This window comes from Lentzea aerocolonigenes (assembly GCF_000974445.1).
GTDB classification, from domain to species: domain Bacteria; phylum Actinomycetota; class Actinomycetes; order Mycobacteriales; family Pseudonocardiaceae; genus Lentzea; species Lentzea aerocolonigenes.
The window spans coordinates 1-14,817 of record NZ_BBOJ01000018.1; the positions used below are offsets into that span (position 1 = coordinate 1).

General features: G+C 68.3%; 18 protein-coding genes and 1 pseudogene. 9 read left to right on the top strand and 10 right to left on the bottom strand.

What is annotated here, in order from left to right; genetic code table 11:
- A partial coding sequence (locus AOM45_RS32000) for a transposase (RefSeq protein WP_174517941.1) occupies positions 1-622 on the top strand: 622 nt, incomplete at its 5' end.
- Here AOM45_RS32000 and AOM45_RS51225 read toward each other — a convergent pair.
- Positions 605-949 (bottom strand): annotated as a pseudogene (locus tag AOM45_RS51225) (hypothetical protein); the annotation flags it as partial. The gene AOM45_RS32000 and the pseudogene AOM45_RS51225 overlap by 18 nt on opposite strands.
- Before the next feature lie 21 nt (positions 950-970).
- On the opposite strand from AOM45_RS51225, the gene AOM45_RS32010 reads away from it, so the two are divergent.
- A complete protein-coding gene (locus AOM45_RS32010; RefSeq protein WP_030472251.1) occupies positions 971-1,279 on the top strand; it encodes a beta propeller repeat protein in 309 nt (102 codons plus the stop codon).
- Here AOM45_RS32010 and hpxZ read toward each other — a convergent pair.
- From hpxZ to biuH, 4 genes are read right to left on the bottom strand one after another with little or no spacing between them, the layout of a single operon-like run.
- Positions 1,276-1,695: an oxalurate catabolism protein HpxZ gene (gene hpxZ, locus AOM45_RS32015; protein ID WP_051784503.1), complete on the bottom strand. Its 420-nt coding sequence runs from the start codon at positions 1,693-1,695 to the stop codon at positions 1,276-1,278. The genes AOM45_RS32010 and hpxZ overlap by 4 nt on opposite strands.
- Positions 1,692-3,305: a hypothetical protein gene (locus AOM45_RS32020; RefSeq protein ID WP_030472253.1), complete on the bottom strand. Its 1,614-nt coding sequence runs from the start codon at positions 3,303-3,305 to the stop codon at positions 1,692-1,694. The genes hpxZ and AOM45_RS32020 overlap by 4 nt, the downstream gene beginning before the upstream one ends.
- Before the next feature lie 21 nt (positions 3,306-3,326).
- Positions 3,327-4,019 carry a cysteine hydrolase family protein gene (locus AOM45_RS32025; RefSeq protein ID WP_030472254.1) on the bottom strand — a complete coding sequence of 231 codons (693 nt, stop codon included), beginning with the start codon at positions 4,017-4,019 and terminating at the stop codon, positions 3,327-3,329.
- Positions 4,020-4,045: 26 nt separating this feature from the next.
- Positions 4,046-4,744: a biuret amidohydrolase gene (gene biuH, locus AOM45_RS32030; RefSeq protein WP_030472255.1), complete on the bottom strand. Its 699-nt coding sequence runs from the start codon at positions 4,742-4,744 to the stop codon at positions 4,046-4,048.
- 139 nt (positions 4,745-4,883) lie between these two features.
- Here biuH and pip point away from each other — a divergent pair, with 139 nt between their 5' ends.
- Both pip and AOM45_RS32040 read left to right on the top strand, forming a co-directional pair.
- Positions 4,884-5,795, top strand: coding sequence for a prolyl aminopeptidase (pip, locus tag AOM45_RS32035; RefSeq protein WP_030472256.1), 912 nt, complete (start codon positions 4,884-4,886; stop codon positions 5,793-5,795).
- Positions 5,792-6,199, top strand: coding sequence for a DnaJ family domain-containing protein (locus tag AOM45_RS32040; protein WP_030472257.1), 408 nt, complete (start codon positions 5,792-5,794; stop codon positions 6,197-6,199). Before pip ends, AOM45_RS32040 begins: the two co-directional genes overlap by 4 nt.
- On the opposite strand, the gene AOM45_RS32045 is transcribed toward AOM45_RS32040, so the two are convergent.
- The 3 genes from AOM45_RS32045 to AOM45_RS32055 all read right to left on the bottom strand — a co-directional run bounded on the left by AOM45_RS32045 (position 6,200) and on the right by AOM45_RS32055 (position 8,678).
- On the bottom strand, positions 6,200-6,718 hold the full coding sequence (locus AOM45_RS32045) for a lytic polysaccharide monooxygenase auxiliary activity family 9 protein (protein ID WP_030472258.1): 519 nt from the start codon (positions 6,716-6,718) through the stop codon (positions 6,200-6,202).
- Between the two features lie 331 nt (positions 6,719-7,049).
- A complete protein-coding gene (locus AOM45_RS32050; protein WP_030472259.1) occupies positions 7,050-7,793 on the bottom strand; it encodes a class I SAM-dependent methyltransferase in 744 nt (247 codons plus the stop codon).
- Positions 7,794-8,039: 246 nt separating this feature from the next.
- Positions 8,040-8,678 (bottom strand): DedA family protein, encoded by a 639-nt coding sequence (locus AOM45_RS32055; RefSeq protein ID WP_030472260.1) that lies wholly within the window; start codon positions 8,676-8,678, stop codon positions 8,040-8,042.
- A gap of 23 nt (positions 8,679-8,701) precedes the next feature.
- Between AOM45_RS32055 and AOM45_RS32060 the strand changes: the two genes are divergently transcribed.
- The 3 genes from AOM45_RS32060 to AOM45_RS32070 all read left to right on the top strand — a co-directional run bounded on the left by AOM45_RS32060 (position 8,702) and on the right by AOM45_RS32070 (position 10,383).
- Positions 8,702-9,493, top strand: coding sequence for a cytochrome c biogenesis CcdA family protein (locus tag AOM45_RS32060; RefSeq protein ID WP_030472261.1), 792 nt, complete (start codon positions 8,702-8,704; stop codon positions 9,491-9,493).
- A gap of 7 nt (positions 9,494-9,500) precedes the next feature.
- On the top strand, positions 9,501-9,977 hold the full coding sequence (locus tag AOM45_RS32065; RefSeq protein WP_030472262.1) for a redoxin domain-containing protein: 477 nt from the start codon (positions 9,501-9,503) through the stop codon (positions 9,975-9,977).
- 130 nt (positions 9,978-10,107) lie between these two features.
- Positions 10,108-10,383 carry an HPF/RaiA family ribosome-associated protein gene (locus tag AOM45_RS32070; protein ID WP_156094284.1) on the top strand — a complete coding sequence of 92 codons (276 nt, stop codon included), beginning with the start codon at positions 10,108-10,110 and terminating at the stop codon, positions 10,381-10,383.
- A gap of 44 nt (positions 10,384-10,427) precedes the next feature.
- On the opposite strand, the gene AOM45_RS32075 is transcribed toward AOM45_RS32070, so the two are convergent.
- Positions 10,428-12,656, bottom strand: coding sequence for a PEP/pyruvate-binding domain-containing protein (locus AOM45_RS32075; RefSeq protein ID WP_030472264.1), 2,229 nt, complete (start codon positions 12,654-12,656; stop codon positions 10,428-10,430).
- Positions 12,657-12,716: 60 nt separating this feature from the next.
- On the opposite strand from AOM45_RS32075, the gene AOM45_RS32080 reads away from it, so the two are divergent.
- Together AOM45_RS32080 and AOM45_RS32085 are read left to right on the top strand one after the other, a co-directional pair.
- Positions 12,717-13,079: a YciI family protein gene (locus AOM45_RS32080; protein WP_030472265.1), complete on the top strand. Its 363-nt coding sequence runs from the start codon at positions 12,717-12,719 to the stop codon at positions 13,077-13,079.
- Positions 13,076-14,305, top strand: a complete 1,230-nt coding sequence (locus tag AOM45_RS32085; protein ID WP_081902631.1) for an RNA polymerase sigma factor — start codon at positions 13,076-13,078, stop codon at positions 14,303-14,305. Before AOM45_RS32080 ends, AOM45_RS32085 begins: the two co-directional genes overlap by 4 nt.
- Here AOM45_RS32085 and AOM45_RS32090 read toward each other — a convergent pair.
- Positions 14,213-14,761: a copper resistance CopC family protein gene (locus tag AOM45_RS32090; RefSeq protein WP_030472267.1), complete on the bottom strand. Its 549-nt coding sequence runs from the start codon at positions 14,759-14,761 to the stop codon at positions 14,213-14,215. The two genes, AOM45_RS32085 and AOM45_RS32090, sit on opposite strands and share 93 nt — an antisense overlap.
- Positions 14,762-14,817: the final 56 nt, after the last annotated feature.

Here is a 14,817-nt window from a genome sequence, read left to right on the forward strand (position 1 = left end):
AGGCGACCCCGACCACGACACCACCTGCGCCGCCATCGCCGCCCGTATCGCCGCACTCCCGGCAGGATCGGTCGTGCTGGCCGAGGACGAGACCCACCTCGACCTGCTGCCACGAGTCCGGTCCTGCTGGATGCCCACCGGCCTGCGCCACCAGATCCTCACTCCCGGCAGCAACATCCGCCGCACCCTGCACGGCGCGATCAACCTCGCCACCGGAACCTGGCACCACCACGTCTCCGTGAAGAACGTCTCGGTCGTGTTCTGCTACTTCCTGCAGACCCTGCTCGACGCCTACCCCGACGCACCCGTAGTCGCCGTCATCTGCGACAACGGTGGCACCCACCACAGTGGAATCACCCGCCGCTGGCTGACCGAACACCCACGCCTGATGCTGATCGAAGGCGCGAAATACAGCCCGCAGGACAACCCCGTCGAACGCATCTGGGCCGGCCTCAAACACCACATCGCCAACACCGCACCCGCCACGATGGCCGGCCGCGTCCGCCAAGCACACGCCTACTTCCGCGGCCGCACCACCGAACAGAACCTGACCACCGCCGCACCCTGGACCAGCCCCTGGCTACCCGAAGGTTTCGGACAAGACTTATGGCCAGGTGCTTAGCACCTGGGCGACACCGGCCGACGCCTTGAACTCTTGGAGCCGATCAACAACGCCGTTGATGCGCTCAAGCGGGCGAACCGAGCCGACTCCCTGTGCAAGCCGTATCGACTCCTGAGTGACCAGTGCCGCGCGCTCGATCTCTTTGCCGTCGATCAGCGCGTGCGCCAGCGACGTCATGTAGAGCGCTTTGTCACGTGCTTGGGTGTCGTCGAATCGTGCCAATGCAGCGTCAAGCGTTGTCACGGCACGAAGAGGGCGCCGCAGTTCTGCCCAGCAACGACCCGCCATGATTTCAATCTCGTTGTCGTCAATCCAAAACACCCAGTCCGGCTCTGGGTGATCGCTTCTGTGCGCAAGTCGGACGGTGGCCCGTTCAAGACCGTGAGCGTGCCGCCGCGCGAAGGGATCACGACGGGCTTCGCGGTCTCACCGGAGGCGCCGCTCGTGGCCGCGACCGGACGCGACTGGTCGTTCGTGCACCGCGGTTCCGGCGAGAAGTGGAGCACGCCGCTCACGCTCGGCGGGCCGCCGTTCGAGGACCTGGCGTTCTCCGACGCGCGGCACGCCACGTTCGTGCGCGGCGGGCCTGGTCAGGAGTTCGCCGAGGTGTACCGGACCGATGACGCGGGACTGAGCTGGAAACCGCTCAAGGTCTAGCTCGAGCTGATCTCCGAGACGTGGGCGCTGACGATTCGCCAGCCGGCGGGCATCCGCACCCACGTCTGGCTCTGCCGGCCCACGACCGGCCGGCCGGGGTAGCGGAACAGGGTCGTCACCACGGCGGTGTCGGTGCCGAAGGTGGTGATCCGGGTGTTCTGGACGTCCCGGCCGTCGAGTGGTCCCTGGGTGGCACGCCAGGCGCGGAGCTCGTCGATGCCCTGCTGGTGGTCGGCGATGCCGAACCGGACGGTGGCCGGGCTGGCCCAGAACGACTCGTTCAGCACGGCGTGGTCGCCCGTCAGCAGTGCGGCTTCATAGCGTGCGAAGGCCGCCGACACCTCGGCGTGCACGGCTGGGTCGTCGACAACGGGGGCGGTGGTCCCGTTGTCGACGACCCTGTCGGTGGTGTTCATGAGGCGGATGCCGCGGGCTTCGCGTCGATCATGTCGGTGGCGACTGGTTGCGGCTCGGCGTCGGACGTCGAATCGCGGTGGAACAAGGCGAACACCGCACAGACCACGGCGAAGAACAGGTAGCCCAACGCGACCTGACCGCCACCCGCGTTCCAGCCGATCTGCGGGGCGTGGATCAACCCGACGAACGACAGCACCGCGCCGGCCGCCGCGTAGCCGGCGGCCCACCAGAACTGCTTGTCGATGAGGAACGCGGTGATCGCGCCGAGTACCAGTCCGGCCAGGATGGCGCCGTCGCCGAGCAGGTGCAGGCCGTGGTAGACCACGCCCGCGCTTTCCAGGGCGGTTTCACCAACCTCGGCCGCGCTGGTGCCTGCCGCCGACAGCACGTTGTCCATCTGACCGGTCGCCCACGCCGCGACGTTGGGGATGATGGCCATGACCACCGCCACCGCGTGCGGCCGCGGTACGACCCGGAACGCCTGCGCGCCGATCAGCAGGCCGATGTACAGCAGGATCGGCACGATCGCCGGCACCGGCAGCAGCGCGCTCAGCAGACCGAACAGGCCGCCGAAGCACAGGAGCGCGATGACGACGCCGGTCAGCATCGAGTACGCCGTGCGGCCGCCGACCTCCTTCCACCCCGGGTGTCCGATGTAGACAGCGGGTGGGAACGGCGAGCCGAGCGCCGAACCGACGATCGCGCCGATGCCGTCGGCCAGCAGCACACTGCGCAGGTTGAAGTTGTCGCCCGCAGCAGCGGCACTCTCCACGTTGGTCATGCCCTCGGTGAAGTTGTAGATGCCCAACGGGATGGCGGTGGCCAGCAGCGGGCCGATCTCGGACAGGCCGCGCCACAACAGGTCGAACTGGAAAGACGGCAGGCCGGTCACGATGTCCCTGGCGGCCGCGGACACGTCCGCGGGGTGCATGTAGCCGCCGATCCAGCCGATGGCGGTGCCCACCACCAGCGCGGCCATGCCGATCGGGATGCCGAACGGCAGCTTCACACCGGCGAAGAAACCGATGAGCAGCAACGCGAACACCGGCAGCGCGATCCACGCGGCCGCCCACATCTGGCCGGCCGGACGCATCGAGATGAACGCGATGGAGATGCCGGCGAGCGTGCCCAGCATCGCCGCCTGCGGCGTGAACCTCCGGATGTAGGGGCCGACGAACGCGCCGGCCAGCACGATCAGCCCGATGATGAACGACCACGCGAGGCCTGCCTGCCACGCCTTGACCGGGTCGTTCGTGCTCAGGTACACCGGCAGCATGATCACGAACGTCACGATGAACATGTGCGGCACGCTGGGCCCGTATGGCATGGCGGTGACGTCGGTGCGGTTCTCCTTGTAGGCCAGGCGTCTGCCGAGCCAGGCGTAGTAGACGTTGCCGATCAGCAGCTGGATGCCCAGGGCCGGCAGGATCACCCCGTACACGTCGCCCGACGAGATCTTCGCGACGCCCAGGCACAACCCGGTGAGCACCAGCACGTTCACCAGAACGTTGAAGCCGAGCCCGAAGAACGCGTTGAGGTCACCGCTGACCCACAACGGCAGTTTGAGATCAGAGTCGGAGCGACTGCGGGCGCGCGCGAGGATGGACATGACCGGTTCCTTCCGCGGGTCTCAACGGGCCGGGGTGGCGAGAACGGAAATCGCGGCGATGTAGGCGGACGACGGAGCGACCCAGCCGAAGATGCCGCCCTGTGCGGAGATCATGGCCAGACCGGCGTCCTGGAACTCGGGGAAGTACGAACCGACGCAGTCCGACAGCACCAGGCATTCGTAGCCGCGGTCGTTGGCCTCACGAACGGTGGTGTGCACGCAGACCTCGGTCGTCACGCCGGTCACCACCAGAGAGGTGATGCCTGCAGTGGACAGCACCGTGCCGAGTTCGGTGTTGTAGAACGCGCCCTTGCCCGGCTTGTCGATCACCAGTTCGCCGTCGACGGGCGCGAGCTCGTCGATGATGCCGTGGCCGTGTTCACCGCGGACGAGGATGCGACCGTTGGGACCGAGGTCGCCGATCCGCATCGACGGACGACCGCGCTCGAGTTTGGCCGGCGGGCAGTCGGACAGGTCCGGCAGGTGGCCCTCGCGGGTGTGGATCACCATCACGCCCGCCGCGCGCGTCGCGGCGAGGGTTCGCTGGAGCGGAGCGATGACCCCGCGCAACCGGCTCACGTCGTTGCCGAGCGTTTCGCCGAACCCGCCCGGTTCGACGAAATCCCGCTGCATGTCGATCACGAGGAGCGCGGTTGTGGTCGGCTCGAAAAGAAACGACGTGGGATCGGCGTCGACCGTGAGGGGAGTGGTCATCGGCTGTCGGACCCTTTCGTTCTCGGTCAGTCGTCGGTTGTGGTCGCCCCGATCACGGCATCGGAAGTGGACACGGCCCCGAACACGCCGCCCTGCATGGTCACCATCTTCAGCGCGGCCGCGTGGTTGCCCGGATCGGTCGCGCCGGTGCAGTCGGACAGGATCAGGCATTCCAGACCGCGGTCGTTGGCCTCGCGCATCGTGGTGTGCACACACACGTCGGTCGTGATGCCGGTCAGGATCAGGTGGCTGATCGCGTTGGCGCGCAACACCAGATCCAGGTTCGTGGCGTAGAACGCGCCCTTGCCCGGCTTGTCGATCACGACCTCGCCGGGCGCCGGCGAGACCTCGTCGACGATCTCCCAGCCCGGTTCGCCGCGTACCAGGATGCGCCCGGCCGGCCCCGCACTGCCGATCTCCGCGCCGATCCTGGCCGAACGCCAACGCTTGTTGGGCGGCAGGTCGGTCAGGTCCGGCAGGTGACCTTCCCTGGTGTGGATCACCAGCATGCCCACGTCGCGGGCGTGGGCGAGGAGCTTCTGCGTGCCGGGCAGGCCCGCCCTGGTGAGTTCGAGGTCGTAGCCCATCCGCTCGACGTAGCCACCGGGTCCGCAGAAGTCGGTCTGCCAGTCGATGCACAGCAGGGCGACCCTGTCGACCGGAACCACCGTGTCGTAGGGCCAGGGGTAGGGATCTGCCTGAACCGGTCCTATCCGCGCGGTCATAGTCGACGATTGTCGACTGCTTGATTTCCAACGGCACCGCTGTGAGTTACGTCTCAGTTACCGGCGACTCGCCCGAGGAACTCGCGGCCGCGGTGGTTGCTCGAACGTTCGGCCCACACCACTGGATACCCTGGGCCACATGGAGCCTTACGACCTGGGGATGCTCGACGTCGGCGACGGGAACCGGATCCACTGGTACGTCCTCGGGAATCCGGACGGCAAGCCCGCCGTGCACCTGCACGGCGGGCCCGGCGCTCCGGCGAAGTACGCGGGCAGGTCGTTCGACCTGGAGAAGTTCAAGGTGGTCGTGTTCCACCAGCGCGGCTGCGGCAAGAGCACACCGCACGCGAGTGACCCGGCCGCGGACATGAGCGTGAACACCACGGACCACCTGATCGCGGACATCGAGAAGCTGCGCGAGCACCTCGGCATCGAGAAGTGGTTGGTGTACGGCGGTTCGTGGGGCAGCACGCTCGCTCTCGCCTACGCGCAACGGCATCCCGAGCGTGTCACCGAGATGATCCTGATCGCGGTCACCACGGCGTCCGAGCGTGAGCTGGACTGGTTGTACAAAGGCGTTTCCCGGTTCTTCCCGGAGGCGTGGGCCCGGTACAGCGCGCACGTCGCCGACGCGCCGGACGTGGTGCGCGCCTACGCGGACCTGATGGAAGACCCCGCGACGCGCGACCAGGCCGCCGTCGAGTGGACCCGTTGGGAGGACACGGTTCTCTCGTTCGAGGACTTCGGCACGCCGCACATGTTCAGCGACCGCCCGACGGACGAGCTCATCGCGTTCGTGCGGATCTGCGCGCACTACTACGCGAACCTCGGTTTCGTCGACGACCTGCTGGGTGACGCCGGCAAGCTCGCGGGCATCCCGGCCGCGTTGATCCACGGCCGGCGCGACATGAGCTGCCCGGCCGACACCGCGTACGCCTTGGCTCAGGCGTGGCCGGACGCCGAACTGACCCTGGTGGACGACAGCGGCCACAAGGGCAGCACCGCGTTCAACGAGGCGATCCAGGCCGCAGTCAGGAGGTTTTCCCCGTGACGCAACGCAAACCGCCAGGGATGGGCTTCGAGTCGTGGATCGACAAGCAGATCCGCGAAGCCCAGGAACGCGGCGAGTTCGACGACCTGCCGAGCGCCGGCAAACCGTTGCCCGGCGCGGGCGAGGCGCTCGAAGAGGACTGGTGGATCAAGAGGAAGGTGCGGGAGGAAGAGGGCACTGCAGGGTTGCCCCCTTCCCTGGTCCTGCGCAAGGAGGCCGAGACCGCCAAGGCCCGTGCCCTGGCGGCCAGGACCGACGACGAGGCGCGTGCGATCATCGGTGAGATGAACGCGAAGATCCTCGACGCGTTGCGGAAACCGTTGTCCGGCCCGCCTTTGAACCTGATGCCGTTCGACGTCGACGAGTTGGTGCGTGAGCGGAAGGGGACCCCACGCACCCCGTGATCAGCTCGCGTTGACGTCGATGCAGGAGTAGAAGGCGTTCGAGGTGTCGCCGATGTTCCAGATGGCGAGCACCTTGTGCCGCCCTGCCGATCCCAGGTTGACGTTGTGCGAGACGGTGGCGGGCGGGATCTGGTTGTTGCCGCTGAACGTCGCGACCTTCCGCCCGTCGACGAAGTACTCGTAGTCGCGGGTGCGGTGGCGCGCGGTGAAGGTCCAGTTGAACGTCACCGTGCGGCCGACACCCGCGACCTTCCACCCCTTGTTGTCGTTGTTGAGCACGGCGAACTGCTGAAGGTTCGCGTTGCAGCTGCGCAGACCCTTGGGACCTTCGACCGACTGCGGTTCGTACTGGATGGCCCCGCAGTCCTTGACGGTGCCGCGGGCGCACTGCGCTTGACGGCTCGCGGGCGAGGACACGTAACCGTGCGCGAACGCCGTGCCGGTGGGGAGAGCCACGACGAGCAACGGTGCAGCGAGCACGCCGGCCATGGCGGCCGCGGTCCTGCGTCGAATCTTCATGTGACTTCCTTTGCCTTGATGTGCGTACTTCCCGGACATCGCGGCGGCGATTGAAGGTCTAGACCATACCGCGCGTAATCGGGGCGCCACAAGACGTGTCGGACAGATCAGACGAGGAAGTGCCCTGTCCAGCCGAACACTGCGGTGTCCAGGGCAAGTTTGCGGCGGCTCGCTACGGCGTCCGAGCTAGCCGCCACACGTTCTGCCTGAAGTCGGCGCATTCTCAACAACCGCGTTGGTTCCTTGCCAACGGCCTGTAGTGCCTGTACGCAGCCTCAAGGTCAGGGCGAGCATGCCGCGACCTCGAGGCCACCCATGTGCCAGGCCGTGGTCAGGCGGCCTCCAGGACGAAGAACATGAAGCTCAGGAAGGCCCCGGAGGGGAAACTCGCCATCTCGTCGGGAAAGAGTTCGTGGGCTTCCGGCGCCGGAGGCGGCTCGCTGATGACGGCGGTGCGGAAGCCTGCTGCGGTGAAGGCATCGGTCATCGCGTGCAGCGGCCGGTGCCAGTAGGTGAGCACGGCCTTCTGGCCGTTGAAGTCGTACTCGTCGGACCACTTGGTGGTCGCGAAGTAGTCAGTCTCGCGATGCACCATCTTGAGGAGGATGGGGTGGTTGACGACCACGATCAGCCGGCCACCGGGCTTCAGCACCCGCCGCAGCTCAGCCAGAGGTGCGGTCCAGTCCTCCAGGTAGTGCAGCACCAAAGCGGCGACGGCGTCGTCGAACGCGCCGTCGGGGTACGGCAGCGGGTCCGTCATGTCGGCGACCCGCAGGTCCACGTCGTCGCCGAGCCGCTGCCGGGCCAGCTCCACCATCTTGGCGCTGCGGTCGAAGCCGCTCACGACGGCTCCCCGATCACGTAGCGCCGCGGACACAGGACCAGCACCGCAGCCGGCGTCGAGAATTCGTCGACCGGCCACGTCGCCGGCCAGGTTCACGATCGCGGGCCGGACGTAGTAGGCGTTGAGGAGGCTGGTCTCGTTCTCGGCCGTGTACGCCTCGGCGAAGCCGTCGTAGTCGTTCTCCAGGGCCACATCGGCGATGACGGCGGAGCTCTCGGGAATGGCAGGCATGTTTCCCATACTGCCCAGTGATCAATCAGGGGTGCCAGGAGATCATCTCCCTCGCCAATCGCCCGCTTGGGCAGCGCGCTCCCCTCAGTCCAGGTCAACGCCGATTCCACTGGATGCGGACCGCAGGTCGCCACGACCCGGCCGCGACAAGTTCGAGCGGACGGGACAAAGGAAGCGCCCTGTCCGGACAAGGGCGGTGGTGTTCGGACCTGGTCGGCGGCGCGGCGCCCTTCCTCGCCCAACGCCTCAGGCGGTCGTGACTTCCTCTCCCTCGAGCTTCTCCGCGGCCTTGGCCAGACGACGCTTCACGACGAGGACGCCGACCACGCCCGCCACCACGGCGATCGCCAGGCCGGCGTAGGAGAAGCCCTTCAACCACTTCTCGGCCACCACGCCGAGGTAGTAGACGGCGGCGGTCGTGCCTCCTGCCCACGCCACGCCGCCCAGTGCGTTGGCCACGAGGAACTTGCCGTAGTTCATGTGCAGCGAACCCGCGAGCGGGCCCGCGAGAATGCGCAGCAGTGCCACGAACCGGCCGAAGAACACGGCCCACGCACCACGTTTCTGGAACACGCGCCGGGCGTGTTCCAGCTGCGTTTCGCCGAAGTGCTTGGGGAATTTGCGGCCCATCCAGGCGAACAGCCTCGGGCCGCCGCGCCGTCCGATGAGGTAGCCGAAGTTGTCGCCGATGATGGCGCCCGCGGTCGCCCACACGCCGATCCACAACGGGCTGAGGTTGTCGTGCTGCGACGCCAGCAGTGAGGCCGTGACCAGCACGATCTCGCCCGGGAGCGGGATGCCGAGCGATTCGAAGCCGATCACCAGGCCGACGATCGCGTACACGAGCAGGGGTGGGATGGCTTCGAGCCACTGTTCGATCGGCACGCGGCAACACTACCGTCGCCGGTGTGAACGAGCTCGCACTCGCGGTCGTCGCCGGAATGGTCGCCACGGTCAACCCGTGCGGATTCGCGATGCTGCCCGCCTATTTGGCACTGGTCTCCCGGGACAGCACGAGCCGGGCGTTCATGTCCGGTTTGGTGATGACCGCCGGATTTGTCACGTTCTTCGGGCTGTTCGGTCTTCTGGTCACTCCGATCGCCACGACTTTGAAGCGCTACCTGCCGTTCGTGACGGTGGTGATCGGGCTCGGCATGGTCGTGTTCGGCGTGCTTCTCGTGGCGGGCAGGTCGATCTACCTGCGGCTGCCGCAGCTGCGTGCCGCACCGAAGAGTCTGTGGTCGATGTACGGCTACGGCATCGCGTTCGCCGTCGCCTCTCTCTCGTGTGCGATCGGGCCGTTTCTCGCCGTTGTCGGCACATCGCTGCAGACGGGTGGCATCGCGTTCTTCGCGTACGCGCTCGGCATGGGGCTCGTTGTCACCGCACTGGCTGTGGCGGGTTCGGCGTTGGCGCCACGCATCAGGAAGCTGCTGCCACACGTCGGGCGCATTGGCGGTGTGGTGCTCGTGGTGGTGGGTGCGTACGTGACGTACTACGGCATCTACGAGCTGCGGTTGTTCCTCGCCAACGGCAGCGCGATCGACCCGGTCGTGGGCGCTGCCGGTCGGTTCCAGAGCACGCTCGTCCAGATCGTGGCCGCCGTGGGTCCGTGGCCGTTCGTGGTCGTGCTGGCGATCGCGGGGGCGTGGTGGCTGAACCGGAGGAGGCGCAAGGCCGTACGCCCAGACAGGAGGTGAGGAGCCCATGCGCTTCCTCGGAGTGCTGCTGGGAATGGTGTTGCTGCTCACGGGATGCGCCGACAAGGCGCCTCCCCCGGAGAAGTTCCAGTTCACCGCGAAGACCCTGGAGGGCGCGGAGTTCCGCGGCGACAAGCTCGTCGGGCAGCCCGCCGTGCTGTGGTTCTGGACGCCCTGGTGCCCGTCCTGCAACGCCGAGGCGTCCAAGGTCGCCCAGATCGCGAAGAAGTACGACAAGATCCAGTTCGTCGGTGTTGCGGCCGAGGACCAGCTCGACGCGATGAAGAAGTTCGTGGCCGACCACCAGATGAACGGCTTCCCGCACCTCGCCGACCTCGACGGTTCCGTCTGGAAGCGGTTCGGGGTGACCGCGCAGCCCACCTTCGCGTTCGTGCGCGAGGACGGTTCGGTGGAGCTCCTCACCGGCGCGCCCACCGAGGAGCAACTGGACCAACGCGTGTCAGCTTTGATGCCAAAGGCTTGAGACACCACGCCCTTTCACGAAAAAGTCCCTGCGCTGTAGGGACCAATGCCCGGTTCGCCGACGCGCGCGAGTTCGTATCGTCGGACCCGCCGCGCGGCGAAGCCGCGCGGCGTTGAGGAGGCAGGTGTCGATGGACTACATCCAGGTTTCGCTCGCGGAGGCCATTCCCGAGCAGGCCAGGGACTACGCGTCGGCGCGGATCGGCTCGCTCGACCGGTACGCCCCCGCGCACGTCGACTTCGCCTGGGTCAACCTGACCTCGGACAAGACCATGATCCACGCGCACGCCCGGCTCGACCTCAAGTGGGTCGAGGTGCAGGCGTACGCGGAGGCCGGCACCGTGACCGAGGTGATCGATCTGCTGCGCGAACGCATGCGCCGGCAGCTCGTCTCCATGCACAACTGACCTCGGTGAACTGAGCCCACCACCTGCGGAGGACGGGTGGGGGTTCACTGCACCCGTTTCACCGTCCCGCGCGCCCCGTCGACCTTGATCACGTCACCGGACGCGATGCGGGTCGTGGCGTTCCCGCAGCCCACCACGGCCGGGATGCCGAGTTCTCGCGCCACGATCGCCGCGTGCGACAGCGGTGCGCCGACGTCGGTCACCACCGCGGCGGCACGGGTGAAGAGCGGCGTCCAGCCGATGTTCGTCACCGTCGTCACCAGGATTTCCCCCTGCTGCAACGAATCGCCGTCCTCGACCCGTGCGAGCACCCGCGCGACGCCTTCGACCACGCCCGCGGAGCTCGGGAAGCCGGTGACGTCCGACGGCATCGGCACGTCGGTGGTCGCGTCGTAGAGATCGGCACGGCGATTCGCCGAGGCGGCCCACGACTCCGGATCGAACCGTCCGCGGATCACGGCCGGGTACGGCGGCAGCGCGCGATAACGCTCGTAGGCCTTCCGTTGGGCGTGCACGCGATCCAACAACACGGCTTCACCACCCAGCACGCGCAACACGTCGTCGATCGGCAGGAAGAACAGGTCGTCACCCGTCGACGTCAGCTCTCCGGCCCTCAGCACGAACGTGCGCATCACCCAGAACGCGCGCACCATCTCTGAACGCGCTTGCTCTCGTGCGCGCGCGCCCGCTCCAATCCGGTCGAGTTGCTTGCGGATCTTCGAGACCTTCCCGGGATGCCGGGCCACCAACCGTTCCCAGGCCTCGGCCCGCAGCCGAGCCTGCCGCGCCAGCAACGCCTCCGGATCGGCCAGGGTCTCCAGCTGCCGGGAGATCCACTCCGGGTCCTCCGCCGGACGCGGCGCGGACACCTCGAACTCGCTGGCGCACCGGTGTCCCCAGGCCTGCGCGAACGTGTCGCGGTCGATCTCGCCGGACCGCAGCTTCGCCAGCCCGACCACCGGCCCCACGCTCGCGAGGCCCGCGCCGTCGTGGAACCCGGTGAGCAACGTGGCCGCGTCCTCCTCACCGACCAGCGCCCCGAGCTCGCGCCGGAACGTGGCCGGGCCACCCGCGATCATGCGCGCACCGGCGTCCAAGATGGGGCACACGAACCGCAGCAGTTGGTCGAGGTCCGAGCGCCACAGTTCGAGCAACGCCTGAGGAGTCGTGCAGGCCGCGATCTTCTCGTGCGCCCTGTCGCACCGTCCGGGGTTGTCGCGAACCAGCCGGGGGAGCCGCGTCCGGTAGAGGAACTGCTGTTTCAGCGGTCCGCCCGCCGACCGCAGCACCGCGCCGATGATGGCGGACCGCGACATCGGCAACGGCGGCACGGTCACGCCGTCCGGGATGCGGCCGAACGTCTCCTCGCCCGAGCGCAGCATCTCGTCGGCCTTGCCGATGGCCGTGCCGATCGCGGTGTAGGTGCTGATGTTGAGGTAGAACCGGCCGCCGATGTTGCCGGAGATCCGGTGGGGCCCGATCCTCATGCTCGACAGCACGCGCACCAGCGACCACGTCAGCGGCGTCATCACCTCGGGGATCGCCTCGCCGACGTTGCCGTTGGACCACAGGTAGTCGCCGTCGAGCGTGTCGTTCCACTCGACCCGCAACGACGTGATGGGCCTCGCCTGCAGAATGTGGAACTCACCGCCCGCGAGCGCCCATTCGACGTCCATCGGCGTCCCGTACAAAGCCTCGATCCGCTCACCCAACGCGATCAGTTCGGCCTTCTGCCGTTCGCCCAGCAGGTCGGCAGCATCCGCCTCCCCGCTGACCAGCGCCTCACCCAGCCCACGCACCGCGTTGATCACCGGTTGCGGGCGCCCGGTCAGCGGATCGGCCGTGAACAGCACGCCGGACACGTCGGCGGGCACCATCCGTTGCACTACAACAGCCATCTCGGCGTCGTGGACGTTGTTGCGCGCGCGGTAGGCCACGGCTCGTGACGACCGCAAGGAGTCCCAGCACCGCAGGACCGCGTCGAACAGCCCGTCCTCGGTCACGTCGAGCACCGTGTCGTGCTGCCCGGCGAACGACAGGCCGGGCAGGTCCTCCGCGGTGGCCGACGACCGCACCGCCACCGGTCCGCCCAGCGCCCGGAACGCCTCCAGCAGGCTCTCCATCGACCGCTCCCGGTAGGCGCGGGTCGTGAGGTGGAACCCGTCCGGCACCGGCAGACCGGCCTGTTTGAGCCTGGCCAGCGACGCGCCTTTGCCGCCGGCGGCCGCCAGGTCGGCTCGCGAGTCGTCGAGCGGAAGGATCAACGGGACCATGTCGCCATAGTTGTCGAAACGGGCCACCCGCGTTCGTACAAAGGGCGAAAGGAGTCCACGATGACCCAGCAGATCTCACCGAAGTACCTGCTCAGCATCTACCAGCCCGACGGTGAGGCCCCGCCGCCCGAGGTGCTCGACCCGATCATGGCGAACCTGGCCGCGTTGAACGAGGAGATGCAGGCCAAGGGCGCCTGGGTGTTCGCCGTCGGCCTGCACCCGCCGTCGACCGCGACCGTGCTGAAGGCGAAGGACGACGACGTGCTGATGACCGACGGACCGTTCACCGAGGGCAAGGAGCACATCGGCGGTTTCACGATCATCCAGGCCGCCGACCTCGACGAGGCACTGGAGTGGGGGCGCCGGCTCGCGAAGGTGCTCGATCCGCTGTCGGTCGAGGTCAGGCCGATCGCGTTCGGATGATCGACGAGATCTTCCGCGCCGAGTACGGCCGCGCGGTGTCCGTCCTGACCCGCCTCCTCGGCGACATCGACCTCGCCGAGGAGGCGGTGCAGGACGCCTTCACCACGGCCGCGCAGCTGTGGCCGGTCAGAGGCGTGCCACCGGCGCCGGCCGGCTGGATCATCACGACCGCTCGCAACCGCGCGATCGACAGGCTGCGCCGGGAGAGCAGGGGCCGGGAGAAGCTCGCGGAGGCGGCGCTGCTCCAGCGCGGACCGGACGCGGAGGAGGTGCAGGACGTGCCCGACGACAGGCTGCGCATGATCTTCACCTGCTGCCACCCGTCGCTCGCGTTGCAGGCCCAGGTGGCGCTGACGCTGAAGCTGCTGGGCGGGTTGACGACCGCGGAGATCGCCAGGGCGTTCCTCGTGCCGGAACCGACGATGGCACAACGGATCGTGCGGGCGAAGGGCAAGATCCGCGCCGCCCGCATCCCGTACCGCGTGCCGCGCGACGCCGACCTGCCCGACCGCCTGAAGGCGGTGCTCGCCGTCGTCTACCTGATCTTCAACGAGGGCTACCTCGGCAAACAGTCCCTGGAGGCGGAGGCGATCCGGCTCGGCAGGGTCCTCGCGCAGCTCATGCCGGACGAACCGGAGGTGTGGGGCCTGCTCGCGTTGATGCTGCTCGTCGCGTCACGACGGGAGGCGCGTCTGCGCGACGGCGAGATCGTCCTGCTCGCGGACCAGGACCGCTCGCGGTGGAACGCGGAGATGGTCGCGGAAGGACAGGATGTCGTGCGCCGCTGCCTGCGCTGGAACCGGCCCGGCCCGTACCAGCTCCAGGCGGCGATCAACGCCGTCCACAGCGACCCGCCCACCGACTGGCACCAGGTCGTGGCGCTCTACGACCAGCTGATGGCGATCGCGCCGAGCCCGGTCGTGGCGCTGCACCGGGCGGTCGCCGTAGCAGAGACCCGCGGCCCGGCGCAGGCGTTGCGGGAGGTCGACGCGCTCGACCTCGACCGCTACCACCTGTTCCACGCCGTGCGCGCCGATCTGCTGAGCCGGCTCGGCGAAGATCCGACCGCCGCGTTGGAGGCCGCGCTCGAACGGGCGGAGCACCCGGCCGAACGCGACCTCCTGCGACGACGGCTACGCCTTGCGGCGGCGGACCAGCAGAACCGCGCCGGCGAGCACGACCAGGACCAGCACGATCCACACCCAGGCCGGGACGCCTCCGGATGAGGCCGGCGTGGTCGACGGTGCAGCGTTCGTCACCGGCGCGCTCATCGTGACCGAGGCCGGCGGGGGCGCCGTCGCGGACGAGGTCGCGGTGAGGGCCACGGTGAAGGTGAAGGTGCCGGAGACGACGTCACCGTCGTCGGCCTGAGCCCTCCACGCGACCGTGTGCGCCCCGGCGTGCACGGTCGCGCCGTCGACGACCGCGGTGATGGTCCTGTCGACGGCCTGCGCCTGGCTGACCGGCCACTTGGCGCCGTCGGGTCCTGTGATCGTGATCGCGTCGCCGTCGGGCAGGCTGACGACGTCGCTGAACGTCAGCTCGACCTGCTTGGGCGGTGCGTCGAGGGTAGCGCCGGACGCCGGGTTGCTGCTCTTGAGCTCGGCGTGGGCCTGCGCGGGGACGGCGATGGCCGTCGCGGCGAACAGTGCCAGCACGAGCGCGCTGAAGAAACGCCTCACGTGGCCGCAGCGTACGGGGTTCCCTGTCGGATTAGACAGGTTCGTTGCCTGTCGGC